Raw genomic sequence first — 22,400 nt, forward strand, 5'->3', positions numbered from 1 at the left:
TTGGGCGTATCGTCATGTGGAACGAGATGATGAGCCAGAATTTCCGATTGATCGCATTGTAATGTGTAGTACTGGATGCTACAGTGACCTATGCCGAAAAGAACCTCGTCTCCGGAAGCCGCCGCAGCGGCAGCCCCTCGACTCCAGCATGTGCGGGTTTTCAAGACAGCTTGGTTTGCCAGGGCGGCCCGCAAGCGCGGGATTGCCGATCCCGAGCTGTGCAAGGCCATGAAGGAGGTGATGGAAGGCAAAGCGGACGCTTTGGGCGGCGGCGTCTGGAAGAAAAGACTCAATGACAACATGGATCGATCCATCATTGCCGCGAAAGGCGAGAAAAACTGGATCTTCCTGTTCCTGTATATGAAAAAGGACCGTGAAAACATCGACAAGGCGGAAGAGACGCAGTTCAAGAAGTTGGCTGGCAGCTATGCATTACTGACCCCGTCAGCCATCGCGGCGTTGTTGAAATCTTGCGATTTAGTGGAGATATGCCATGAGCAATACTAAACCGGCGATAGTAAAGCCAGCCAAGGCAGCAAAGAAGCCAGCGGAAAAATCTGGCTTACCAGAAGGTATGCGGCAAGCCGAGGCCTTGACGGCAATGGCAACAGTCGTTCCTGCGCGCCAGGTGGCGTCAGCCAATAAAGCCGTCGCCACCATGAAAAGCGCCCCCACCCGCAAGGCGCAAACGCGGCCCCACCGTAGCGACGCTTTTGAGGCGATCCATGGCGCTGCGGCCGCGCTCCACGCAGTGGGCGTCATCGACAAAAAAACGATGCGCGAATTTGACGAGAGTTGCTTTTCCCCGCCGTCGTTGACTGCGCGTGACGTCCTGCGTATCCGCAACAAGGAGAACCTCAGCCAGGAAGTTCTGGCGCGCTACATGGGGATAACGAAGTCGACGGTGGTGAAATGGGAGTCGGCATACAACATTCCAAGCCCAATGGCGCAACGATTGTTGAAAGTCATCGACGAACAAGGCATTGACGCTATTGCCCACGGGGCAGGGCGGCGCACAGGGGGTGTTTAGGCCGAGAACGCAGTAGCGCGTGCCGCCCCGTGCTTGCCGCTCCGGCTTGCCGCCCCGGCTTGCCGCGAGTACTGTTCTTTCTCCTGCCGGCCTGGGCACAATATGCCCAAACCCGGTTTTTGCGGCCCCCGGCCCTATCCAAGGTTACAATATGGGGTTTTGGGGCTTGCGTGTTTGAGCGCCCCTCGTCCATCGAACCAGAAAGTCTTCCCATGAGTCTCCAATGCGGCATCGTCGGCCTGCCCAACGTCGGCAAGTCCACCCTCTTCAACGCCCTGACCAAGGCCGGCATTCCGGCTGAAAACTATCCGTTCTGCACCATCGAGCCGAACGTCGGCGTGGTCGAAGTACCGGACCCGCGCATGGCTGCGCTGGCGGACATCGTCAAGCCGGAACGCATGGTCAACGCCATCGTCGAATTCGTCGACATCGCCGGCCTGGTCGCCGGCGCGTCGAAGGGCGAGGGCCTGGGCAACCAGTTCCTGTCGCACATCCGCGAAACCGACGCCATCGTCAACGTGGTGCGTTGCTTCGAAGACGACAATGTGATCCACGTGGCGGGCAAGATCAGCCCGCTGGACGACATCGAAGTCATCCAGACCGAGCTGGCGCTGGCCGACATGGGCACGGTCGAAAAAGCCATCCACCGCGAGAACAAGAAAGCCCGTTCCGGCGACAAGGATGCCGCCAAGCTGGTCGCGCTGATGGAACGCATGATGCCGTTCCTGAACGACGCCAAGCCGGTGCGCGCCATGGGCCTGGATGCCGAAGAAATGTTGCTGATCAAGCCGCTGTGCCTGATCACCGCCAAGCCGGCCATGTACGTGGCCAACGTGTCCGACACGGGCTTCACCAACAACCCGCTGCTCGACCAGTTGACCGCCTACGCCAAGGGTCAGAATGCGCCGATCGTGGCCATCTGCGCCGCCATCGAATCCGAAATCGCCGACCTCGACGATGCCGACAAGGGTGCTTTCCTGGCCGACATGGGCATGCAAGAGCCGGGCCTCGATCGCCTGATCCGCGCCGCCTACAAGCTGCTCGGCCTGCAGACCTACTTCACCGCCGGCGTGAAGGAAGTGCGCGCCTGGACCATCCACGTGGGCGATACCGCGCCGCAAGCGGCCGGCGTGATCCACACCGACTTCGAACGCGGCTTCATTCGCGCGCAAACCATTGCCTACGATGATTTCGTCGCGTACAAGGGCGAAGCGGGCTCCAAGGAAGCGGGCAAGATGCGCGCCGAGGGCAAGGAATATGTGGTCAAGGATGGCGATGTGCTGAACTTCCTGTTCAACGTGTAAGTCTAACCGGACAAGGCGCAGACACCTGCGCCATCCGATCACAAGAACCCCGTTCATCGATCGCGATGGCGGGGTTTTTTGCTGTTGCTGCCGAGATGGCTGTGCGTCCCCGATCAATCCTGACGACCAGAGAGGAAGTGTCCAAGTGAGCGAGTACCAATATTACGAATTCCGTGCGGTCGAGCGGCCTTTGAGCCGGGACGAGATGGCCGAACTGCGGGCGACATCCTCGCGCGCGACTATTTCGCCAACCGGTTTTGTGAATGAATACCACTGGGGCGATCTGAAAGGCGATCCGCAAGCATGGATGCGGCGCTATTTCGACGCCTTTGTGTACTCCGCGAATTGGAGTACTTGCCGTCTCGTACTGCGCCTCCCGCCCGGGACCTTGGGTCGCGCCGACGTGGCGCCGTTCCAGACGCCAACCTTGCTGAGCTGCGAAGAGACTAGGTCCGGCCTGGTCATCGACTGGTCGCTGGAGGCGGGCGGCGACGACGAGCGCTTCTGCATGGAGGATGGCCCAGGCTGGATGGATCGCCTCCTGCCGGTGCGCGACGAATTATTGCGTGGCGACCTGCGCGCGCTGTACCTCGGTTGGCTTGCCGGCGTCAGCATGGGCGATGTCGACGACGACGACATGGAGCCGGCGGTTCCCGCAGGCTTGTCCCGACTAACTGCCGCGCAGCAAGCATTGGCCGCGTTCCTGGAAATCGACCCGGACCTGCTCGCTGCGGCGGCGGCGGGGAGCGCCGGACAGGATGCGGGACTCGACGACGACAGCGTTGAAACATGGATCGCAGGCTTGCCGAAGAAGGAGATGGGCCTTGTCTTGAACATGCTGTTGCACGGCGAGTCGCAGCAGGCGGAGCGCCGGGTCAAGTCGGCCTTTCGTGCATGGCACAAGGAGAGTGGCTCCAGCGAGCCGGGCAACGCCGGACAACGCAGCGTCGCCGATCTGCGGGTTCTGGCAACGCAGGCCGAAGCAGTTCGCATGAAACAGCAAGCGGACGAGCAATTGCGCCGCGACGAGGCCGCGCGCAAGCAGCGCGAAGCCTATCTGCACAGCCTGGCCGAAAAAGCTGAACAATGCTGGAGCGACATGGAACAGAATGCGCTACGGGCAACAGCGTCCTCGTACGACGCTGTCAAACGCACGATGGCCGATCTTGCCGATGCGTATGCTCTGCGCGGCAACACGGACCACTACCAGCGCTTGCTGCGCGCCTTCGTGGACCGCCATGGCAAACGCGCCGCGTTGATGCGGCGCCTGATTTCCGCCGGACTGTGGCGCGAGCCGGCAGGCTAACTCCGCAAGTTCATTCCGGCCGGCATCGCCGCGCATCCTTCGCCCCCATCCCGGTCCACGGCGTCGCGCCCTGTCGCCCATAGCCCGATGCTGTGACGCGCATCATGGGCGCGCAAAAGTAACAACCTACAATCAATAATCGATTTACAACAGCAGCAACATCGGCCCGGCGCCCCTGGCAGCCGGCGGCGGGTGATCGGGCTTAGCGGCGAACGGAACGACGATGGTGATTGCGGACTCCCCCCTGAACAAGGATGCGGCCTGCGCGGCAGCCCAGTCCGACGTGGTCTACAGCCAACTGGTCGCACGCATCCGGCTGGTGCTCACTGTCTCCGCCGTCCTGGTCGCGATCCTCGACCACGCCGGCCCCGGCCCGGCCAACCTCACCGCGCTGATGGTCCTGTCGGCCTACGCGCTCTTGTGCGCGGCGGTCTACCTGTGCCCGCGCTGCCAGCCGCGCTGGACCCGCGGCAAGCTGCGCCACCGGCTCGACGTGGCCGTGTCGGCGGCGGTGGTGGCCGCGGTCGGCCAGGCCGACATCTTCCCGCTGGTCTTCCTGTTTTTCGCCATCGTGGTCGCCTCGCTGCGCTACGGCCTGGCCGAAGGCGTGCGCGTGACCATCGCCACGGTCCTGCTGTACTACCTGGCGGCCATGCTGACCTTGCCCGAGGTGGCGCCGGCGCGCGTGCTGCTGCGCGCGGCGGTGCTGCTCGCGTTCGGGCGCGTGATCGCGCAACTGGGCGAATTGCATATCCTGGCGGCGCGCCGCCAGGCCTTGCTGCGCGAATTGAACCAGGTGGCCAACCCGCGCTTCGGCGTCGAACGCAGCATGACGGCCGCACTGGAGAAGATACGCGCCTTCTTCATGGCCGACAGCTGCCTGATGCTGCTCGCCGACCCGGAGCAGGAGCACGAGCGTGGCGCCCACTTCCTGCGCACGGTGCGGGCGGACGGCCCCACCGTGGTCCCGGCCATCCCGATCGACGCCGCCCTGGCGCGCGCCATGCTGCCCGAACCGCGCACCCACGTCTTGCTGTATGTGCGCGCCTGGCGCTGCTGGCGCGCGTTTGGCGGCTGCGCGCTCGGCTACGCCGACGAGCCCGCCACCTGGACCGGGCACGCCTGCGGCAGCCTGCGCGAACTGGCCGAGCTGCTCGGCGCCGCCTCCTTCATCAGCGCCCCAGTGAACTTCGGACGCGGCAAGGGCCGCATCATTGTCGCCGCCGGCACGCGCCACCTGGGCCGCGGCGACGCCCTGTTCCTGGCGCGCATCGCCGAGCAGGGATTGCGCGCCATCGAGCGCATCGACCTGCTCGACCGGATCGCCTCCGACGCGGCCGCGCTCGAGCGCAAGAAGATCGCGCTCGACCTGCACGACAGCGCGATCCAGTCCTACATCGGCTTGCAGCTTGGCTTGGCCGCGCTGTGCCGCAAGGCCGCCCCCGGCAACCCGCTCGCGGCCGACCTCGACCGGCTGGTGACGATCGCGGCCGACGTCATCGGCCAACTGCGCGACGAAGCCCGGCGCGCCTGCGCCGCACCCGGCGCCGACCAGTCCATGTTCCTGGCCGCGCTGCGGCGCCAGGCGGCGCAGGCGAGCAGCGCCTACGGCGTCGCGATCCGCATCGACGCCGCGCCCGGTCTGGCGCTGGGCGACCGGCTCGGCGCGGAAGTGCTGCACATCGTGCGCGAAGGCATCAGCAATGTGTGCCGCCATACCAGCGCCGGCAGCGCCACCGTGGCGCTGCGCTGCGCCGGCGCCACGCTGCGGATCGACATCATCAACCCGCACGACGGCGCCACGCCGCCGCGGTTCCAGCCGCGTTCCCTCAGCGAGCGCGCCGTCGCCCTCGGCGGCGCCGCCGTGGTACGCGAGGGCGGCGCCAACGAGACCATTGTCACCGTGGAGATCCCATTATGAAAAGCGAAGCGCACGACACCATCAACGTCATGCTGGTCGAAGACCACCAGACCATGTTGTGGGGCCTGCAAACCCTGGTCGAGGCCGAGCGTCCGCGCATGGCGGTGGTGGGCACGGCGCGCACCTGCGACGAGGCGCTGGCCGGCGCCGCCCGGCTGGCGCCGGACGTGATCCTGCTCGACCTCGACCTGGGCGGGGTGTCGGTGCTCGAATTCCTGCCCGAGCTGCTGGCCAATGGCGTCTCGCGCGCACTGGTGCTGACCGCCGCGCACGACCCCGCGCTGCTCGACCTGGCGGCGCGGCGCGGCGCGCGCGGCATCCTGCACAAGGAAGTCACGGCCGACCAGGTCATCAAGGCGATCGCCAAGATCCACCGTGGCGAACTGTGGTTCGACGCCGCCACCATGGACCGGGTGTTCGGCCAGATGCTTGGCTGGCGGCGCGCGCTTTGCCCCGATGCGGCACCCGAAAAGCACGCCGCCCTGACCGCGCGCGAGCGCGCCATCGTCAGCGCCGTCGTCGAACTGAGCGGCTGCGCCAACCATGAGGTGGCGCAGCGTCTGTTCATTTCGGAGCACACGCTGCGCAACCATCTCAGTTCGATCTACCGCAAGCTCGACGTGCCCAACCGGCTCGGCATGTACGTGTATGCGATCCGCCATGGCCTGGTGCAGCCGGCGCAGGGCGCCCGATCCGAGCCCCCTACTGGGCGCCGAGGATCGGCATGATGGTGCGCACGATGACGATCATGGCCGGTCCCAGCACCACCATGATGATCGCCGGGAAAATGAACAGGGCCAGCGGAATGAGCATCTTGGTCGGTACCTTGGCCGCGTGTTCCTCGGCGCGTACCTGGCGCTTGTGGCGCAGGTCTTCCGAAAACACCCGCAGCGATTCGCCGATGCTGGTGCCGAATTTGTCCGACTGCGCCAGCATGGTGGCGAAGGTGCCGACTTCCTCGATCCCGGTGCGTAGCGCCAGGTTGCGCAGCGACTGCGCGCGGCTGGCGCCGGCCCGCATCTCCAGGTTGGTCAGGTGCAGTTCCTCGGCCAGCGCGCGGCTGCTCAGGCCAATTTCGTCGGCCACCCGCAACAGGGCCGCGTCCAGTCCCAGGCCGGCTTCCACGCAGACCAGCATCAGGTCGGCGGCATCGGGAAAGTGCGCGAACATCTCGCGCTTGCGTTCGCGCAGGCGCAGCCACAGCGCCACGTTCGGCAGGTAACATCCGGCCAGCGCCGCGATCCCCAGGTTCATCAGCACCGTCATCTCGTCCATGCTGGTGAAGGCGCGCAGCAGCAGCCAGGTGCATCCCGCGAACACCAGCGGCAGCACCGTCTTAAGCCCGAAGTAGATCAGGCGCGCATCGGCGCGGCGGATGCCGGCGTTGATGAAGCGCAGGCGCAGCGGCGAGCTTTCCCAGTCGCCGCTGGGCGCCAGCAGCCGGGCGAACGGGCCCACCGCGTGCGCCACGGTGGTGCGCCAGTCGGCTCCGGCGCGCGGCTTGCCGAGCGCCTCCAGGCGCCGCAGCTCGCGGCTGGGCACGAGCAGCAGGTACAGGCCGGCGATGGCGGCGGTGACGGCCAGGCAGACCAGGGCAGCGAGCACGAACATGATGATCCCCTTTTCAGTTAAGGATGAAATTCGGTGTCGATTCGGTTCAGACGCGGATATGGATGATCTGGCGCAGCAGCAGGATGCCGAACAGCATCGACACGAGCATGCAGCGCACCAGGTCCTGGCCGAGCGGGTCGTTCCACAAAGGCGACATGAATTCCGGATTGAACACGCTCATGAGCGCCCCGATGGCGAACGGCAGCAGCGACAGCAGCCAGGCCGAGAGGCGCCCTTCGGCCGAGAGCACGCGCACATGCCAGAACAGTTTCAGGCGCTGGCGGATCAGGCGGCTCAGGTTGCCCAGCACCTCGGTCAGGTTGCCGCCCGAGTCGCGCTGGATCAGCACCGCCACCACGAAGTAGCGCAAGTCGGTCACCGGTGCGCGCACGCTCAGGTTGCCCAGCGCCTGTTCCAGCGAAACGCCGAAATTGATTTCGTCATGCACCAGCCGGAATTCGGCGGCAATCGGGTCGGCCATCTCGTCGCCGATCATTTTCAGGCTGGCCCCGAAGGCGTGGCCGGCGCGCAGCGCGCGCGCCAGCAGGTCGAGGGCGTCGGGCAACTGCTGTTCCAGCTTGTTCAGGCGGCGCCGGCGGCGCCGCTGCACATAGGCCAGCGGCAGCCATGCCAGCACGGCGGCGGCCACGGCGCCGGCCAGGAACGGTTGGCGCAGCACGGCCGTCAGTAGCAGGTAACCGGCCGCTCCCAGGGCCGCACACGCGAGCAGCAGCGTGGCGACGCTCCATTCCAGGTTCGCCTGCAGCAGGTAGCGGTCCAGCTGGTGGGCGCGCGGCAGGCGCAGCAACAAGCGCTGGAACGGGGGCAGTTCGCTCATCATGCGCTCGCGCAGCAGGTGCGAGCGGGCGCGACGCTCGCCCGCCGCCGCCAGGGCATTGAGGCGCTGTTCGGTCTTCCTGGCCTGGGGGCCCCGGTAAGTCCTCCAGAGCAGGAACAAGCCTTCGAGCAGCAGCATTACCGCGATAAATACCATTACTCCCAGCAGCGGCGACAAGGGTGGGTTCACTTGAGAGAACATGCTGGCCTCCTATTGGTAGCGGCAGGTGCTGTCGAACATGGCGTCCGGCAGGGTCACGCCGAAGGCGCGCAAACGCTCGCTGAACTTGGGACGCACGCCGCTGGCCTGGAAGTAGCCTTCCACCGTACCATCGGCGGCAACGCCGGTCTGGCGGTAGGCGAAGATCTCCTGCATGGTGACGATTTCGCCCTCCATGCCGGTGATTTCCTGGATGCTGGTGATCTTGCGCCGCCCGTCGATCAGGCGCATGGCCTGGATCACCACCGTGATGGCCGCGGCGATCTGCTGGCGCGCCGCCTTGTGCGGCAGGTTCAGGTTGGCCATGCCGATCATGTTTTCCAGGCGCGAGAGGGCGTCGCGCGGGTTGTTGGCGTGGATCGTGGTGAGCGAGCCGTCGTGGCCCGTGTTCATCGCCTGCAGCATGTCGACCGCTTCGGGCCCGCGCACCTCGCCGATGATGATCCGGTCCGGGCGCATGCGCAGCGCATTGCGCACCAGCGCGCGCTGCGTGATCTCGCCCTTGCCTTCGATGTTGGCCGGGCGCGTCTCCATGCGCACCACGTGCGGCTGCTGCAGCTGCAGCTCGGCCGCGTCTTCGATCGTCACGATCCGTTCGGCCGCCGGAATGAAGCCGGACAGGATGTTGAGCAGGGTGGTCTTGCCGGCCCCGGTGCCGCCGGAGATGATCATGTTGACCTTGCACTTGCACAGCCCTTCGAGCACGGTCGCCATGTCGGGCGTGAGGCTGTGCATGTCATGCACCAGGTTCTCCATCTTCAAGGGAATGTGGGCGAAGCGGCGGATCGACATCATCGGCCCGTCCAGCGCCACCGGTGCGATGACGGCGTTCACGCGCGAGCCGTCCGGCAGGCGCGCGTCGACCATCGGGCTCGATTCGTCGATGCGGCGCCCCACCAGCGAGACGATTTTCTCGATGATGCGCAGCAGGTGTTTTTCGTCGCTGAAACGCACCGGGCTCAGTTCCAGCCGGCCCATGCGCTCGACGAAGATGCGCTTGTAGCTGTTGACCAGGATGTCGGAGATGGTCGGGTCGGCCATCAGCAGTTCCAGTGGCCCGAAGCCGAGCATCTCGTGCTGGATGTCGCGGATCAGCGTGCGCCGCTCCGCTTCGTTGACGGCGGCCTGCTCCTGTTCCAGCAGGCGTTCGGCCATGACCGCGATCTCGGCGCGCAGCATCGGGCCGGGTAGCGCCTCGAGCGCCGCCAGGTCGAACTTGTCGAGCAGTTTCAGGTGGATGCGCGCCTTGATGGCGTGGTAATCGTCGCTGGCGCCGGCTGCCGCCGCGCGCAGATCGGACTGGCCGTCGCCGGCATTGAGTTGTTCACGGAATGACATGGGATTCTCCTGGTTGACGACCCGACAAACGTGCGGCCAGACTGGCCAGCAGGCGCGCCAGCGGACCGCGCCGCTGCTTGCGCGCCTCCCCCGGCGGCGCCGTGAGCGCATCGGCCAGGGCGGCCACTTCGACCAGCACCGGATTGGCGCATGCGCCGCCCGCGAGCGGTTCGCCATGATCGGTGGCGGCCGTGACCTGGCGGTACGAGTTGGGCACGGTATGGATGTGGAACTTGCCGAGCGCGCGCTCGAGATCGGCCACGCCGATCTGCCCGCGCCGCTCGAAGCGGTTGACGATCGGTTCGATCCTGTCGTCGCCGTAGTCGAGCGACTTGAAGATGGCCAGCATTTTCCTGGCGTTGCGGATCGAGGTCAGGCTGGCCTGCAGCACCGGATAGATGCGCCAGGCGCGGTCGAGCGCCTTGATGCCCAGGGTGGTCACCGGGCGCCCGATATCGAGCACCACGTAATCGTAGTGGCGCACCGCCAGTGCCAGGATCGCATCGACATGGGCGGCGCTGATCTCGGCCGCCTGGGCGTGGTCTTCGGGCGCGGCCAGCAGGCTGACATTGGGCGCCACCCTGACCGTGCTGGCCGCCAGGAACGAGGCGTCCAGGCGCGCGATCGCGCGCGCCACGTCGGCCAGGGTCGATGGCGCCTGGCCTTCGTGCATGAAGGCCAGGGCGTCGCCGAACTGCAGGTTCAGGTCGATCAGCAGCACCGACCCGGTGCGCGCCAGCTGCAGGCTCATGCTGGTGGCGAGAAAGGTCGCCCCGCTGCCGCCCTTGCAGGCGATGAAGGCAAGCACCTTGCCTTCGCCGGGCGCTTGCGCGCCGCGCAGCCTGGCGCCGGCGCGCTCCAGTGCCGCTTCCAGGTCGGCCGCCGCCAGCGGCACCGGCAGCACCTCGCGCACGCCGGCACGCATGGCGCCGATCAGGAAGTCGGGCGAGGCGGCCGCGCACAGCAGCAGCACAGCCAGGCCCGGATGGCGGGCGCCGATGGCGGCGATGGCCGCCAGGCCGGCGCTGTCGGCGCAGCCGTCGACCAGCAGCAGGTCCGGGGCGACGTGCGCGGCCAGGGCTTGCAGCGCGCCGGCGCCGCCGACGCTGGGGATGACCTCGTGCGCGCCGGCCTGGAGCAGCTGGGCGAGCTCGGCGAGGCGGGTTTGGTCGGGCGATACGATGGCGACTTTCATGGCGTGTTCCTCGGGTTGCGGTTATTGGCAAATCAGCGCGCTGTTGGGGTCGCGCCGCATCATTTCGCGCGGCAGGGAGGTGCTGAAGGTGGGCAGCGCGCGCGCCGGCAGCAGCACGCCGGGCAGGGGCGAAATCCAGCGGTACTGCAGGCTGTCGATGCTCAGCGTGAGCCTGGTGCAGCTGGCGGCGTCGCAGCCGGCCGGCTGCCACGCCACGGTCACCGCGCCGATCTCGGGCAGCATCGTGCGCATCTTTTCCAGCACCAGGCCCTGGTCGGCCGGATCGGCGCACACCACCGCGTAGCGCGCCCCGGCGCGCGTGGCCTCGGCGGCCGCGTTCCAGGTAAACAGCATGCGCGCCATGTCCATCGCGCCGAGCAGGAACATGAAGAACAGCACCAGCACGAAGGCCAGTTCGATGGTGGTCGCGCCGTCTTGGGCGGGGCCGGTCGGAGTCGGTTTCATAATGGGCTGCGCATGGTGGCGCTGATATCGTTGAAGGTAATGACCGAAAACCTGGTCCCGAACATGTCCGCCACCATCGGGCGGAACTGGTAGCCCGACACGCGCACCGTGACGGTGTTCATCAAAGGATCGCTGCCGGCCGTCTGCCAGGTCGGCACGGGGACGTTGGCCGCGCTCAGCGCCGGGTCGAGCAGGGCGCCGCTGCCGGCCACGTTCCCGTACAGGATCAGGTTGCGCGCTTCGGCGACATGGGTGCCGGGCGTTTGCACCGACAGGTAGCGCACCGCGTCGCGCACGGTCTTGGCGGTGGTGTTGTAGCGGTATACGGCGCGTCCGAGTTCGGCGCACAGCAGCGAAATGATCAGCAGCAGCGGCAGCACGAACGCGAATTCGACCAGGGCGACGCCTTGTTGACGGTGTCTCATGGCGCTCACCTGACCAGTACCGGCGCCAGCGGCCCGGCGTTGCCGCCCGGGGACCCGGCCGGCGCGCAGGGCGAGGCCGCAATCCCGGCCAGGCTGCGGAACTCCAGCATGGCCTGGTCGTTCGGGCCGCTCAGCGGATGCAGCATGAACATGCAAGCGAAGTCGATGACCCGCGCCGCGTCGTTGATGACCGGGACGATCACCAGGCGCCGGTTGGTGCCGAACTGGCGGTGTTCGCCGGTCGCGCCCGGGGTGGCCAGCTTGTGGAAGCTGTTCAGGCGGTTGCTGTCGCCAAAGGCGATCTGGGCGCCGGCCTGGATGCTGGTGCCGGTATCGGCCAGCGACGCCCAGGCGGCACGCTTGGTGATGTAGTTTTGCGCGGTGGCGTGCGAGCCGGGCGCCGGGGTGCCGGCGAAGGCATTTTGCGGCACCGTGTTCTTCCAGTTGGCGCTGGTGTAGGCGTAGCCGCTCTGGTCGGGATAGTGCACGCTGGGCGCGTCGCCATTCTTGTACACACCGAAGCGGTGGTTCCAGGGGCGATCGACGCTGGTCTGCGCGCCCGGCGTGCCGAGCTGGTCGCCCAGACGGGTGCCGCAGCGTCCTCCCTCGGCCAGTTCGGCGGCCGTTTCGCTGGCGCTGGTGCTGCCGTCGAGGTTGTACCAGCCGAGTTGGCCGGCCACGGCGGCGCCGCCCTTTTTCAGCACCGTCACCCATTCGCCGGCCAGGTAGCCGTAATTGTTGGCTGCGGTGCAGCATGGCTTGGCCCGCAGCGCCACCGGGATCGGGCAGGTGTTCTGGGCGCTGGCGCGCGTGGCGACCGCGCTGGCCAGCACCGCGCTGGTGGACGGGTCGGCCGGGTCGTCGCCGTTGAAGGCGCCCAGCGCATGCAGCAGCCACATCCGGATGCCCTGTTGGCGGTGCTCGCATTGCGCGTAGCGCGCGCCGGCCGGGGCGCTGGTGGGCAGGTAGGCCGCGTCGCGGAAGCTGATGCCGGCCTCAAGCATTTGGCCCTTGCCGTCCCAGTCGGCCGACTGCAGGTTAACCCGGTTCAGGTTGGCCGCGGTGGTGCCGGCGCGGCGCGCCCGCGCCAGCGCGCCGGGCTGGCCGTCCAGTTCCTGGGCGGCGGCCAAGGCGCAGCTGTCCATGGCGGTCTGCAGCTCGGTCCTGACGATGAACAGGCGCCCCAGGTCGAAGGCGATGGCGACAAATCCCAGCAGGAACAGCAGCAGCAGGCAGACGGTCAGGATCACTGCGCCTTGCTGGCGCTGGGGATCGGCGTATCGAGTGTGCGCAATCATGGTTTTCATCCGAAAAATGACGGGCCCCGGGCGGGCCGTGGTCCGTCGGCTGGGGGGGTAGGCAAGTGTGCATCGATGCTTGCGATGTCCGGCCGCCGGCGGCGGCGCCTTGCCAGGCAGCGGCTGCCGTCGGCCAGGCATTGACAAGCATTTCTGCACGTTCGCTTAGCTGCAGGAAGCGCCAGTGAGGCAATTCGAGACGCGCGAAACGAAGCTGGCGAAGCTGGTGCCGGTCAGGTTGCGCAGCGCGACCACGAGGATGATCGAGACGACCGCGATGATCAGCGCGTATTCGACCACCTGGGCGCCTTCGTCGTCGCGCAGGAAGGTACGGATGCCGCGGCCGGCGGTAGTGAGCATGGTGTTCATGATATGGACCTTTCGATTGAGATAGGAAGAGGGGAAGCGGGAAGCGGCCGGCTCAGGAGCAGGAGGCGCCGGTCAGGCAGTTGCCGACGCGTGCGATGAAGCCGGAGAAGCTGGTGCCGGTCAGGTTGCGCAGTGCGACCACCAGGATGATCGAGACCACCGCGATGATCAGCGCGTATTCGACGACCTGGGCGCCTTCGTCGTCGCGGGCGAAGGAGCGGACCGACTGGCCGACCGTGTTCATGAAAGCGTTCATTTGACGTACCTTTCGTGTGAGATGAATGGGTAAACATGCCCGCCCCCGGGGGCGGGGTAGTGCGCCGGCGTTGGCCCCGTGGCCGCCGCCGGATACATCAGCGGGCGGCGGAGCCGTCCGCCTTGATCGCATTGACCACCGGTGGCGGCAGCTTGAAACTGTCCTGGTAGCGCACGATCGCGCCGCGCGCCGCCTGGCCGTCGAGGCCGGCCGCCGGGTCGGGCACGGCGCCGGCCTGCGGATTGATGGTCATGGCGCTGCGCGCCTGGCGCACGGCGTCGCCGAAGCGGGCGTCGTAGCCGGGGGCGGTGGCGGTGGCGGCGCAGCCGGCCAGCAGGGCCAGCAGCGGCAGCAGGGGTAACAGGGGCAGCAGCGGCCCTGCTGCGCGGCGAGTCGGATGGTTCATGGCACTCTCCTTATTTGGTCAAGATGGCAGGGGCCGGGGTGCCTTCGGTGCGGCCCCTGACAATCAGGTCGGCGGGCTCGGCCGGTACATGGTTATCGGTCGGCAACGGCAGTGCGGCAGCGGGCTTGACCAGGCGCGGCGTGATGATGAAAATGAGCTCGGTCTGGTCTTTCTGGAACTCGGTCGAACGAAACAGCGCGCCGAGCACCGGCATGTCGCCCAGGCCCGGAAAGCGCGACAGGGTCTGGGTCAGGTTGTTGCGGATCAGCCCGGCGACGGCGAAGCTCTGGCCATCGTTCAACTGCACGGTGGTGTCGACCCGGCGCGTGGTAATCGACGGCAGCACCGAGGTCACCCCGCCGCTGGTGGTGAAGGGCGAACCGGTCTGGGCCAGCTCCGACACTTCCGATACCAGCTTGAGGTTGATGCGGTCCCCGCCCAGCACCGTCGGCGCAAACTTGAGGCCGACGCCGAATTCCTTCTCTTCCAGCGTGACGGTGGAGGCGCCGGCATCGCGCGCATGGGCCACCGGGATGAAGATCTTGCCGCCGGACAGGAAGCTGGCCGACTGGCCGCTGATGGCCATGATGTTCGGCTCGGCCAGCACCCGCACCAGGCCATCCTTGGTTTGCGCATCGACCCCGAACAGGGTGCCCCCGCTGGCGCCGGCCGCCAGCCGGGCGCTGGCGGCCGAATTGCCCCCCTTGACCACGGCGTCGGCCACGATATCGAGCGCGCTGCCGGAGGCGCGGTGGCTGAAGTTGCCCACCAGCCCAGGCGCGCCGCCCAGGATGCCCGAGATCACCCGCGATCCCAGGCCGTTGCCCGAGGTAACCATGCGCGCGAAGTCGATCCCGAACTTGTCGAGCAGCGTCTTGCTGACCTCGGCGATTTTCACTTCCAGCATGACTTGCTGGGGAGCCGTCACGCGCAGCAGGTTCAGCACGCGCTGGCCGCCGCCGTAGGCCCCGGCCACGCGCAGCGCCTCGTCGAGCTGGCTGGCGTCGCGCACAGTGCCGGTGAGCACGATGGCGTTGTCGGCACTCTTGACGACGATCCCGCTTTCCTCGGGCATCAGTTCGGCCAGCTTGGCTTGCAAGGTGGCCGGGTCGATCGCCACCACGATGTCGCGCAGGGTGCACACGCCGCTGGCATCCTGCAGGATCAGGCTGGTGACGCCGGCTTTTTTACCGAGCAGGAACAGGTCTGTGGGGCTGAGCAAGAGCACCTCGATGTCGGCCACGCTGTCCACGTCCGCCGCCTCGGCGCCCGTGGCCGTGGCCGGGGCAGGCGGCGCGGCCTGCTTGCTGTCGCGCTGGCCGCTGGCCACGATGCGGGTCACGCGCGTCGCCAGCGGTATCACCGACGATTTGCCGAGCATGACTTGGGTAAGCGGGGCCACCACCACCGCCTTGCAATGCTTGCTGCCGCCAGCGCCGCCGGCGGGTGCTGCGCCGGAACTGCTTGCCGCGTTCGCGCAATGGGGCGCGGCCACCATGCTTGCCGTCGCGACACTGAGGGCCGCCATACGAATGTGCTTGTTCATGAGTCAGGTCTCCGTAGCTGTTCAAAAGCAGTTCATTGCCAGCACGCCGTGCTGGATCACTTCCACGCAATGACCGGGGCCGGGGGCGGCGGCGCGTTGCACCGCACGCGGCCGGCGCACTGGCGCCGGGGCTGGCCGCACGGCAGCGGCCTTGCGCACGCCGAGCAGCTCGTCCTTGGTGATGCCGGCGGTGGCCACGGTCTTCTGGTCGACCTGGTTGCGCAGCACCAGCGAGAGGGTGCCGACGCTGCGCGCCAGGTCGAGTTTCTCGGAATCCTCCAGGCTCAGCTCGAGCGTGACGGCGCTGACCACCTTGGGCTTGGTATCGTCGCGCCCGGCTTCCTGGGCGACGGCCAGCACCAGCACCCGCTCCAGCACCGTCTTGCTGATCTGCTTGCCTTCTTCGGGACCGGTCTTTTCCTGCTGGGCGTTGACCATCACGTCGACATAGTTGCCGGGCAGGGCAAAGCCGGCCACGCCCACCACATCGTTGACGCGCACCGTCATGGCGCGCTTGCCCTCGGCGATGACGGCCGACAAGCCGCCCTTGGTGCCCAGTGGCGCCAGCTTGCCGTCGAGCAGTGGTTCGCCGCGCAGGATGTTGACCCGGGCGACCCGGTCCTGAAGCTCGGCGGCGCTCTTGAAAGCACCGGGCGGCGTGACGCCGGCCGGCCAGTCGAGGGTGGACAGCATGAGTGTGTTGAGCTTGCTGCCCGGCTCGATGTCGACCGCCGCCACCACCACCTTGTTGCCGGTGACGCCGCCCTGGCGCGCTACCCATCCGGCGGCGTACATGGCCGCCACCAGTCCGATAATGAGGGCGAACGCGATCAGCCCGAGTGCCTTGAGGTTTTTCATGATGTACTCTTTCGCAGGTGTCAGACGAGGTTGAATTGCTGGGCGACCAGGCAGGCGGTGGTGCCGATGGCGATGCTGATGCCGTAGGCGAGCTTGCCGACCGAAGGCATGGCGCCTGGCGCCAGTTGCGGCTTGCCGCTGGCAATGGCGGACCAGAACATGCCGCGCATGGCGGCGCCGGTGTTGGCCAGCAGCCGTCCCATGACCCGCTTGCGCAGGCCGAAGGCGAGGGCGGCGATACCGGCGCTGAGCACGCAAAACAGCAGCGCCTGCAAGGTCGCGTGAAAGCCGAGGAAAGCGCCGACCATCGCCATCAGCTTGACGTCGCCGGCGCCCATCACGCCCATCGCGTACATCGGCAGCATGGCGCAAAAGCCGAGCAGCATGCCGGCCGGCGCCCAGGCCCAGCCGGCGTGCCAGACCGGCGGCACGATGCTGTTGTAGACCAGCGCGAAGCCGATGCCGCCGAAGGTGATCAGGTTGGGAATGCGGAAAGTGCGGTAGTCGCACACGGCCGCCGCCATCAGCAGGGCCAGCAGCACCCCGGTACGCGGATCGGTGACCAGCATGCCGAGCAGTTCGAAGAAGAGGGCTGTGTCGTTCATGGTGACGGGCCGGTGATGTTGTCGGGAATCCGCAAGGCGGGGTGGCGTTTGCGTGATCGGTGAGACGAGTATATTTAGGCGGACTCGGCTGCGAATCGGCCGGATGTCCTGTCCGGCATGGGAGGGAAGGCCTGATTTGGGCGCGCGCACTAGTACAAATGTCATGCGCGGTGGCGGCCGGGCCGTGCTGTTTAAGGTGTAACATTGCAAAATTGGCAGCGGGGCGGCGGCCTATTCTTCATGGGAGGTAAGCAATGGCAACATCAGGCAAGCTGGCACTCGCCCTGGCGATGGTGGCGGCGGCAATGGGCACTGCCGTGGCCGAGGAGGACGTCAAGTGCGGCATGTGCGAGGAATGGAACCAGCCGCAGCAGCCGTTCCAGATTGTCGGCAATACCTACTATGTCGGCCCGCGCGGCTTGTCGGCGGTGTTGCTCACCAGCGAGCAGGGCCATATCTTGCTCGACGGCGCATTGCCGCAATCGGCCCCGCTGATCATCCGCAATATCGCGGCGCTCGGTTTTCGCATCGAGGATGTGAAGCTGATCGTCAATTCCCATGCGCACGACGACCATGCCGGCGGCATTGGCATGTTGCAGCGCGCCAGTGGCGCCAGCGTGGCCGCCAGCGCAGCCGGGGCGCAGGCGCTGCGCGCCGGCCTGGTCGGGCCGGACGATCCCCTGTACAAGGCCAACGGCCCGGACCGCTTTCCCAAGGTGGCGCAGGTGAGCGAGGTGGCCGATGGCGCCATCCTGCGCGTCGGCCCGCTGGCCATCAAGGCCCACATGACGCCAGGCCACACCACCGGCGGCACCACCTGGACGTGGCAATCGTGCGACCCCAGGCGCTGCCTCGACGTGGTTTATGCCGACAGCCTCAATCCCATTTCGCACGACGGGTTCCGCTTTTCGGGCAGCGCCACGATGCCGGAACGCGTGCGCTCGTTCCGGGCCAGCATCGACAAGGTGACGGCGCTCAAGTGCGACGTGCTCATTGCGGTGCATCCGGGCTTTTCCAACCTGATGGAAAAGCACGCGGCGCGCACCGCCGCCAGCAATCCCTTCATCGACCCCGAAGCGTGCCGCGCCTACGCCGCCAACGCCGGTCAGCGACTGAACCGGCGCCTGGCCAGCGAAGCGTCGCAATGAACGGTCCTGCATGATCCGGCGCCTCGTCGTGGTCGCGTCGCACCTGCTGCTCGTGGTGGGCGTGACGTTTGCCTGCGCGGGCGGCGCGGGCCGGTCCTGGCAGCGCGCGCTGCTGATCGTGCCGGCGCTGGTCAGCCTGGCGCCGCTGCCCTTGGCCATGATGGCGGACCTGAAGGGCCAGGCAAGCATGGCGAAGACGCTGCTGCTGAGCGTTGTGCTGGCGCTGCCGGTCAGCGTTGTTCTGTTGCTTGTGCTGTTGCTGTGCAGGCGCTTGGACGGTGCCGGATGGCATTGAGCCGGCGCTGGTTGCAGGCCGCGCCAGGCGCGGCTGCTTGATTGCTGATGCTGCCGCACAGAAAGCGTAGACAGGTTACTACACGGGCGTATAATAATTCGCATGAACCGCCCATCTCAAAAAATCGATGCCCGGCTGATCGCCTCCGGCATGGTCTTGCTGCCCCAGACCGGCTGCGCCGGCCTGTCGGTGCGCAAACTGGTCGAGCACGCCGGCGTCAACCTCGGCATGTTTCATTACCACTTCAAGAACAAGGATAACTTCCTGCGCGTGCTGCTGCGGCACATGTACGAGGAAATGTTCGCCGCCCTCACGCTGCGGGCGCAAGCGTCCCAAGGCGGCGCGCGCAGCCTCGATGGCGCGCTGCGCGTGCTGGCCGGCTTCGCCAGCGGCCACCGCCACCTGCTCCTGACGCTGCTGTCGGAAGCGCTGCGCGGCGAAGCGCTGCCGGCCGCGTTCCTGCGCGAGAACCTGCCGCGCCACATCGCCGTGCTGGCGCAACTGCTGCGCCAGGGCCAGGCCGAGGGCGACATCATCGACCTCCCGGTCGTGCAACTGCTGCCGTTCGTGCTCGGCGCGATCGCCGGTCCCCTGTTCGCCGGCGGCGCGCTCGAACGCCTGCCCGCCGCCGCGCCCGAGCTGGCGGCGCTGGCGCAGCAGGCGCTGTTGTCCGATCAAGCCATCGCCCTGCGCATCGACCTGGCCATGCGCGCCATCCTGATCGCTCCGAAGGGGTTTGCGCCGCCATGAAACCATGCCTGTTCGCCGCGGCCGTGCCGCTGATCCTGTGCGCGGCCTGCGGCCGTGCACCCGCCGACGCCTTTCCCGGCTACGCCGAAGGCGAGTACGTGCGCCTGTCTGCCCCCCTGGCCGGCACCTTGACCCAGGTGCACCTGCGCCGCGGCGACCGGATCCGGGCCGGCGCGCCGGCCTACGTGCTGGAACAAGCCAGCGAAACGGCGGCGCGCCAGGAAGCGCAAAGCCGGGTCGGGCGCGCCGAAGCCCTGCTGGCCGACTTGCGCAAGGGCGCGCGCAGCGATGAAGTGGCGGCGCTGGCGGGGGCGCTGCGCGAAGCCGAAGCGGCGCTGGCGCTGTCGCAGGCGAACCTGGAGCGCGAGCGCAAGCTGGTGGCCGACAAATTCATCGCGCGCGCCCGTCTCGATCAGTCGGCGGCGGCGCTGGCGGCCGACCGCGCCCGCGTGGAGCAGGCGCGCGCGCGCCTGCGCGGGGCCGGCGCCAGCGCCCGCAGCGACCAGGTGGCGGCCGCCGAAAAGGAAGTCGAGGCGGCGCGCGCGCAGCTGGCGCAGGCCCAGTGGAAAGTCGACCAGAAAGCCCAGGCCGCGCCGGTGGGCGGCATGGTCAGCGAGGTCGCCTACCGCGCCGGCGAATGGGTGCCGGCCGGCGCGGCCATCGTCACCTTGCTGCCGCCGGCGAACATCAAGGCGCGCTTCTTCATTCCCGAAACGGAACTGGGCAAGATCCGCGTGGGGCAGGGCGCCGTGATCGCCTGCGACGGCTGCCCCAAGCCGCTCAAAGGGCGCATCACCTTCATTTCGCCCGAAGCCGAGTACACCTCGCCCCTCATCTACAGCAAGGAAAACCGCGCCGCGCTGGTGTTCATGGTGGAAGCGTCGCTTGATGCGGGACAGGCCGAACTCCATCCCGGCCAGCCGCTGACGGTGCGCACGGAGCCGCCGCCGTGAGCATCCCCTTGACGACTTCGGTGAGCGTGCCCGCCATCGTCATCGACGTCCAGGGCCTGACCAAGTCGTACGGCGGGCGCATGGTGGTCGACCATGTCGACATCCGCGTCGAGCGTGGCCGCATTTACGGCTTCCTGGGCCCGAACGGCAGCGGCAAGACCACCACCATCCGCATGCTGTGCGGCCTGCTCACGCCCGACCAAGGGCAGGGCCAGTGCCTTGGCTACGACATCCGCACCGAGGCGCGCCAGATCAAGAAGCAGGTCGGCTACATGACCCAAAAATTCGGCCTGTACGACGACTTGAGCATCGAAGAAAACCTCGACTTCGTGGCCCGCGTCTACCAGGTCGCGAATCGCCGCCAGCGCATCGCCGGCACGCTCGAACGGCTTGGCCTGGCCAGCCGCCGCACGCAACTGGCCGGGTCGCTCTCGGGCGGATGGAAGCAGCGGCTGGCGCTGGCGGCCTGCCTGATCCACGACCCGCAACTGCTGCTGCTCGACGAACCGACGGCCGGGGTCGACCCGTCCGCGCGGCGCGAATTCTGGGACCAGATCCACGACCTGGCCGCCGCCGGCATGACGGTGCTGGTGTCGACCCATTACATGGACGAAGCGGAGCGCTGCCACCAGCTGGCCTACATCGCCTACGGCAAGCTGCTCGCGCGCGGCAGCGTGGCCGAGGTCATTGCCGGCGCCGGCCTGCGCACCTGGTCGCTCACCGGCCCGGACCTGAACAGCGCCGCCCACAGCCTGCGCGGCGCGCCCGGCATCCGCACGGTCGCACCGTTCGGCATGACCTTGCATGTCAGCGCCGACTCGGCCGACGCGTTTGCGCAAGCGCTGGCCCGGCCAGGCCTGACGCGGCTCGCCGCCACTCCGATCGACACCAGCCTGGAAGACGTCTTCATCGCGCTGATGCAGGACGCGCAGGATAACTTCGGCGGAGCGGCGCCATGAACTGGCGGCGCATGCTGGCGGTGCTGCTCAAGGAACTGCGCCAAGTGGGACGCGACCGGCTTACCTTCGGCATGATGGTCGGCATTCCGATCATGCAGCTGATCCTGTTCGGCTTTGCCATCAACGGCGACGTGCGCCACCTGCCGCTGGCGGTGGCCGACCTTGACCGCAGCGTGTTTTCGCGGCGCCTGGTGGCGGCGCTGGAGACGTCGCAGTACTTCCGCACGGTGCGCCATGTGTCGGGCGCGGTGGAGGGCGACGCCTTGCTGGCGCGCGGCGAAGTGCAGTTCGTGCTGGTGGTGCCGGGCGACTTTTCGCGCAAGCTGGTGCGCGGCGAACGGCCGGCGATCCTGCTGGCGGCCGACGCCACCGATCCGGCCGCCACCGGCAACGCGCTGGCCTCGGTCAACGCGATCGCCGCGCGCGCCATCGGCTCGGAGCTGCGCGGGCCGCTGGCGCGCTTGCGGCCGATCGAGGCGCCGTACGACATCCGCAGCCAGCGCCGCTACAATCCGGAAGGGCTGACCCGCTACAACATCGTGCCCGGGCTGATGGGCGTGATCCTGACCATGACGATGGTGATGATGACGGCGCTGGCCATGACGCGCGAGCGCGAACGCGGCACCATGGAAAACCTGCTGGCCACGCCGGTCTCGCCGCTCGAAGTCATGATCGGAAAAATCGTGCCGTATATCCTGATCGGTTACATCCAGGTGGGCGTGATTTTGTTAGCTTCGTGGCTGGTGTTCGACGTGCCGATGGTGGGCAGCCTGGCGCTGTTGTCCGGCGCGCTGGTGCTGTTCATCGCCGCCAACCTGGCGATCGGCTTCACGTTTTCGACCATTGCGCGCAACCAGATGCAGGCGATGCAGCTGACCTTCTTTTTCTTCCTGCCGTCGATGCTGCTGACCGGGTTCATGTTCCCGTTCCGGGGCATGCCGGGATGGGCGCAGGCGATCGGCGAAGTGCTGCCGCTGACGCACTTCTTGCGTATCACCCGCGGGATCATGTTGAAGGGGAACGGGTTGGCCGAGGTGCTGCCGCACGCATGGCCGATCGCGCTGGCGATGGGTGTCGCCGGCAGCGTCGCCATGCTGCGCTATCGCCAGACCCTGGACTGAACGACCTGGCAACTCAGTCGGCGCTGGCGCGCGGCTTGCGGCGGCGCCGGATCAGCGCGCCGATGCCGATCACGCCGCCCAGGGCGATCCCGGCAACCGAGGGGTCAGACCCCGGTGTTTCCGTTAGGGGTCTGACCCCGGTGTTAAGTCCCCGGTATCACACGCCCTGGTCGGCGCTGGCGCG

The 22,400-nt window shown here is 67.4% G+C and carries 25 protein-coding genes; 12 read left to right on the top strand and 13 right to left on the bottom strand.

The window, feature by feature from the left end:
• The first annotated feature begins 90 nt into the window (after window positions 1–90).
• From F0185_RS08835 to F0185_RS08860, 6 genes are all read left to right on the top strand, one after another.
• Complete coding sequence (locus F0185_RS08835; protein WP_167223550.1) at window positions 91–507, top strand: type II toxin-antitoxin system RelE/ParE family toxin; 417 nt, start codon at window positions 91–93, stop codon at window positions 505–507.
• The gene (locus F0185_RS08840; RefSeq protein WP_229476845.1) at window positions 494–1,030 is read left to right on the top strand and encodes a helix-turn-helix domain-containing protein; all 537 of its coding nucleotides are present in this window, start codon (window positions 494–496) and stop codon (window positions 1,028–1,030) included. Before F0185_RS08835 ends, F0185_RS08840 begins: the two co-directional genes overlap by 14 nt.
• A gap of 212 nt (window positions 1,031–1,242) precedes the next feature.
• Window positions 1,243–2,334 carry a redox-regulated ATPase YchF gene (ychF, locus tag F0185_RS08845; protein ID WP_166897526.1) on the top strand — a complete coding sequence of 364 codons (1,092 nt, stop codon included), beginning with the start codon at window positions 1,243–1,245 and terminating at the stop codon, window positions 2,332–2,334.
• Window positions 2,335–2,479: 145 nt separating this feature from the next.
• Entirely contained in the window at window positions 2,480–3,640 is a 1,161-nt protein-coding gene (locus tag F0185_RS08850; protein ID WP_167223552.1) for a hypothetical protein, read from the top strand.
• 223 nt (window positions 3,641–3,863) lie between these two features.
• Window positions 3,864–5,561, top strand: coding sequence for a sensor histidine kinase (locus tag F0185_RS08855; protein WP_167223554.1), 1,698 nt, complete (start codon window positions 3,864–3,866; stop codon window positions 5,559–5,561).
• Window positions 5,558–6,289 (top strand): response regulator transcription factor, encoded by a 732-nt coding sequence (locus F0185_RS08860; RefSeq protein WP_167223556.1) that lies wholly within the window; start codon window positions 5,558–5,560, stop codon window positions 6,287–6,289. The genes F0185_RS08855 and F0185_RS08860 overlap by 4 nt, the downstream gene beginning before the upstream one ends.
• Here the strand turns inward: F0185_RS08860 and F0185_RS08865 are convergent.
• The 13 genes from F0185_RS08865 to F0185_RS08925 all read right to left on the bottom strand — a co-directional run bounded on the left by F0185_RS08865 (window position 6,264) and on the right by F0185_RS08925 (window position 16,990).
• Window positions 6,264–7,172, bottom strand: coding sequence for a type II secretion system F family protein (locus F0185_RS08865; RefSeq protein ID WP_167223558.1), 909 nt, complete (start codon window positions 7,170–7,172; stop codon window positions 6,264–6,266). The genes F0185_RS08860 and F0185_RS08865 overlap by 26 nt on opposite strands.
• Before the next feature lie 46 nt (window positions 7,173–7,218).
• Window positions 7,219–8,211, bottom strand: a complete 993-nt coding sequence (locus F0185_RS08870; RefSeq protein ID WP_167223560.1) for a type II secretion system F family protein — start codon at window positions 8,209–8,211, stop codon at window positions 7,219–7,221.
• A 9-nt stretch (window positions 8,212–8,220) separates the two neighbouring features.
• Window positions 8,221–9,567 carry a TadA family conjugal transfer-associated ATPase gene (locus F0185_RS08875; RefSeq protein WP_167223562.1) on the bottom strand — a complete coding sequence of 449 codons (1,347 nt, stop codon included), beginning with the start codon at window positions 9,565–9,567 and terminating at the stop codon, window positions 8,221–8,223.
• Complete coding sequence (locus F0185_RS08880) at window positions 9,554–10,762, bottom strand: CpaE/TadZ family protein (protein ID WP_167223564.1); 1,209 nt, start codon at window positions 10,760–10,762, stop codon at window positions 9,554–9,556. The genes F0185_RS08875 and F0185_RS08880 overlap by 14 nt, the downstream gene beginning before the upstream one ends.
• A gap of 21 nt (window positions 10,763–10,783) precedes the next feature.
• Complete coding sequence (locus F0185_RS08885; RefSeq protein ID WP_167223566.1) at window positions 10,784–11,227, bottom strand: TadE family protein; 444 nt, start codon at window positions 11,225–11,227, stop codon at window positions 10,784–10,786.
• The gene (locus F0185_RS08890) at window positions 11,224–11,652 is read right to left on the bottom strand and encodes a TadE/TadG family type IV pilus assembly protein (RefSeq protein ID WP_167223568.1); all 429 of its coding nucleotides are present in this window, start codon (window positions 11,650–11,652) and stop codon (window positions 11,224–11,226) included. Before F0185_RS08890 ends, F0185_RS08885 begins: the two co-directional genes overlap by 4 nt.
• A gap of 5 nt (window positions 11,653–11,657) precedes the next feature.
• Window positions 11,658–12,950 carry a pilus assembly protein TadG-related protein gene (locus F0185_RS08895; RefSeq protein ID WP_167223570.1) on the bottom strand — a complete coding sequence of 431 codons (1,293 nt, stop codon included), beginning with the start codon at window positions 12,948–12,950 and terminating at the stop codon, window positions 11,658–11,660.
• Between the two features lie 165 nt (window positions 12,951–13,115).
• Window positions 13,116–13,319 (bottom strand): Flp family type IVb pilin, encoded by a 204-nt coding sequence (locus tag F0185_RS08900; RefSeq protein WP_167223572.1) that lies wholly within the window; start codon window positions 13,317–13,319, stop codon window positions 13,116–13,118.
• Window positions 13,320–13,371: 52 nt separating this feature from the next.
• Entirely contained in the window at window positions 13,372–13,575 is a 204-nt protein-coding gene (locus tag F0185_RS08905; protein WP_187362476.1) for a Flp family type IVb pilin, read from the bottom strand.
• Between the two features lie 97 nt (window positions 13,576–13,672).
• On the bottom strand, window positions 13,673–13,981 hold the full coding sequence (locus F0185_RS08910) for a hypothetical protein (RefSeq protein ID WP_167223574.1): 309 nt from the start codon (window positions 13,979–13,981) through the stop codon (window positions 13,673–13,675).
• 10 nt (window positions 13,982–13,991) lie between these two features.
• Window positions 13,992–15,527 (bottom strand): type II and III secretion system protein family protein, encoded by a 1,536-nt coding sequence (locus F0185_RS08915; RefSeq protein WP_167223576.1) that lies wholly within the window; start codon window positions 15,525–15,527, stop codon window positions 13,992–13,994.
• A 21-nt stretch (window positions 15,528–15,548) separates the two neighbouring features.
• Window positions 15,549–16,385, bottom strand: coding sequence for a Flp pilus assembly protein CpaB (cpaB, locus tag F0185_RS08920; RefSeq protein WP_167223578.1), 837 nt, complete (start codon window positions 16,383–16,385; stop codon window positions 15,549–15,551).
• A gap of 20 nt (window positions 16,386–16,405) precedes the next feature.
• Entirely contained in the window at window positions 16,406–16,990 is a 585-nt protein-coding gene (locus F0185_RS08925; RefSeq protein WP_167223580.1) for an A24 family peptidase, read from the bottom strand.
• A gap of 254 nt (window positions 16,991–17,244) precedes the next feature.
• On the opposite strand from F0185_RS08925, the gene bla reads away from it, so the two are divergent.
• From bla to F0185_RS08955, 6 genes are all read left to right on the top strand, one after another.
• Window positions 17,245–18,138, top strand: coding sequence for a subclass B3 metallo-beta-lactamase (bla, locus tag F0185_RS08930; RefSeq protein WP_167223582.1), 894 nt, complete (start codon window positions 17,245–17,247; stop codon window positions 18,136–18,138).
• Window positions 18,139–18,148: 10 nt separating this feature from the next.
• The gene (locus F0185_RS08935) at window positions 18,149–18,433 is read left to right on the top strand and encodes a hypothetical protein (RefSeq protein ID WP_167223584.1); all 285 of its coding nucleotides are present in this window, start codon (window positions 18,149–18,151) and stop codon (window positions 18,431–18,433) included.
• A 102-nt stretch (window positions 18,434–18,535) separates the two neighbouring features.
• Entirely contained in the window at window positions 18,536–19,183 is a 648-nt protein-coding gene (locus F0185_RS08940; RefSeq protein WP_167223586.1) for a TetR/AcrR family transcriptional regulator, read from the top strand.
• Complete coding sequence (locus F0185_RS08945) at window positions 19,180–20,136, top strand: HlyD family secretion protein (RefSeq protein ID WP_167223588.1); 957 nt, start codon at window positions 19,180–19,182, stop codon at window positions 20,134–20,136. Before F0185_RS08940 ends, F0185_RS08945 begins: the two co-directional genes overlap by 4 nt.
• A gap of 2 nt (window positions 20,137–20,138) precedes the next feature.
• A complete protein-coding gene (locus F0185_RS08950) occupies window positions 20,139–21,095 on the top strand; it encodes an ABC transporter ATP-binding protein (protein ID WP_370663996.1) in 957 nt (318 codons plus the stop codon).
• On the top strand, window positions 21,092–22,216 hold the full coding sequence (locus tag F0185_RS08955; RefSeq protein WP_167223590.1) for an ABC transporter permease: 1,125 nt from the start codon (window positions 21,092–21,094) through the stop codon (window positions 22,214–22,216). The genes F0185_RS08950 and F0185_RS08955 overlap by 4 nt, the downstream gene beginning before the upstream one ends.
• Window positions 22,217–22,400: the final 184 nt, after the last annotated feature.

It is taken from the genome of Massilia rubra (assembly GCF_011682065.1).
Classification (GTDB): domain Bacteria; phylum Pseudomonadota; class Gammaproteobacteria; order Burkholderiales; family Burkholderiaceae_D; genus Telluria_A; species Telluria_A rubra.

Excerpts from the sequence above, each read along its gene's own strand:
- F0185_RS08835 (WP_167223550.1), top strand. The coding sequence starts at position 91 with ATGCCGAAAAGAACCTCGTCTCCGGAAGCCGCCGCAGCGGCAGCCCCT.
- F0185_RS08840 (WP_229476845.1), top strand. The coding sequence starts at position 494 with ATGAGCAATACTAAACCGGCGATAGTAAAGCCAGCCAAGGCAGCAAAG.
- ychF (WP_166897526.1), top strand. The coding sequence starts at position 1,243 with ATGAGTCTCCAATGCGGCATCGTCGGCCTGCCCAACGTCGGCAAGTCC.
- F0185_RS08855 (WP_167223554.1), top strand. The coding sequence starts at position 3,864 with ATGGTGATTGCGGACTCCCCCCTGAACAAGGATGCGGCCTGCGCGGCA.
- F0185_RS08860 (WP_167223556.1), top strand. The coding sequence starts at position 5,558 with ATGAAAAGCGAAGCGCACGACACCATCAACGTCATGCTGGTCGAAGAC.
- F0185_RS08865 (WP_167223558.1), bottom strand. The coding sequence starts at position 7,172 with ATGTTCGTGCTCGCTGCCCTGGTCTGCCTGGCCGTCACCGCCGCCATC.
- F0185_RS08870 (WP_167223560.1), bottom strand. The coding sequence starts at position 8,211 with ATGTTCTCTCAAGTGAACCCACCCTTGTCGCCGCTGCTGGGAGTAATG.
- F0185_RS08875 (WP_167223562.1), bottom strand. The coding sequence starts at position 9,567 with ATGTCATTCCGTGAACAACTCAATGCCGGCGACGGCCAGTCCGATCTG.
- F0185_RS08880 (WP_167223564.1), bottom strand. The coding sequence starts at position 10,762 with ATGAAAGTCGCCATCGTATCGCCCGACCAAACCCGCCTCGCCGAGCTC.
- F0185_RS08885 (WP_167223566.1), bottom strand. The coding sequence starts at position 11,227 with ATGAAACCGACTCCGACCGGCCCCGCCCAAGACGGCGCGACCACCATC.
- F0185_RS08890 (WP_167223568.1), bottom strand. The coding sequence starts at position 11,652 with ATGAGACACCGTCAACAAGGCGTCGCCCTGGTCGAATTCGCGTTCGTG.
- F0185_RS08895 (WP_167223570.1), bottom strand. The coding sequence starts at position 12,950 with ATGATTGCGCACACTCGATACGCCGATCCCCAGCGCCAGCAAGGCGCA.
- F0185_RS08900 (WP_167223572.1), bottom strand. The coding sequence starts at position 13,319 with ATGAACACCATGCTCACTACCGCCGGCCGCGGCATCCGTACCTTCCTG.
- F0185_RS08905 (WP_187362476.1), bottom strand. The coding sequence starts at position 13,575 with ATGAACGCTTTCATGAACACGGTCGGCCAGTCGGTCCGCTCCTTCGCC.
- F0185_RS08910 (WP_167223574.1), bottom strand. The coding sequence starts at position 13,981 with ATGAACCATCCGACTCGCCGCGCAGCAGGGCCGCTGCTGCCCCTGTTA.
- F0185_RS08915 (WP_167223576.1), bottom strand. The coding sequence starts at position 15,527 with ATGAACAAGCACATTCGTATGGCGGCCCTCAGTGTCGCGACGGCAAGC.
- cpaB (WP_167223578.1), bottom strand. The coding sequence starts at position 16,385 with ATGAAAAACCTCAAGGCACTCGGGCTGATCGCGTTCGCCCTCATTATC.
- F0185_RS08925 (WP_167223580.1), bottom strand. The coding sequence starts at position 16,990 with ATGAACGACACAGCCCTCTTCTTCGAACTGCTCGGCATGCTGGTCACC.
- bla (WP_167223582.1), top strand. The coding sequence starts at position 17,245 with ATGGCAACATCAGGCAAGCTGGCACTCGCCCTGGCGATGGTGGCGGCG.
- F0185_RS08935 (WP_167223584.1), top strand. The coding sequence starts at position 18,149 with ATGATCCGGCGCCTCGTCGTGGTCGCGTCGCACCTGCTGCTCGTGGTG.
- F0185_RS08940 (WP_167223586.1), top strand. The coding sequence starts at position 18,536 with ATGAACCGCCCATCTCAAAAAATCGATGCCCGGCTGATCGCCTCCGGC.
- F0185_RS08945 (WP_167223588.1), top strand. The coding sequence starts at position 19,180 with ATGAAACCATGCCTGTTCGCCGCGGCCGTGCCGCTGATCCTGTGCGCG.
- F0185_RS08955 (WP_167223590.1), top strand. The coding sequence starts at position 21,092 with ATGAACTGGCGGCGCATGCTGGCGGTGCTGCTCAAGGAACTGCGCCAA.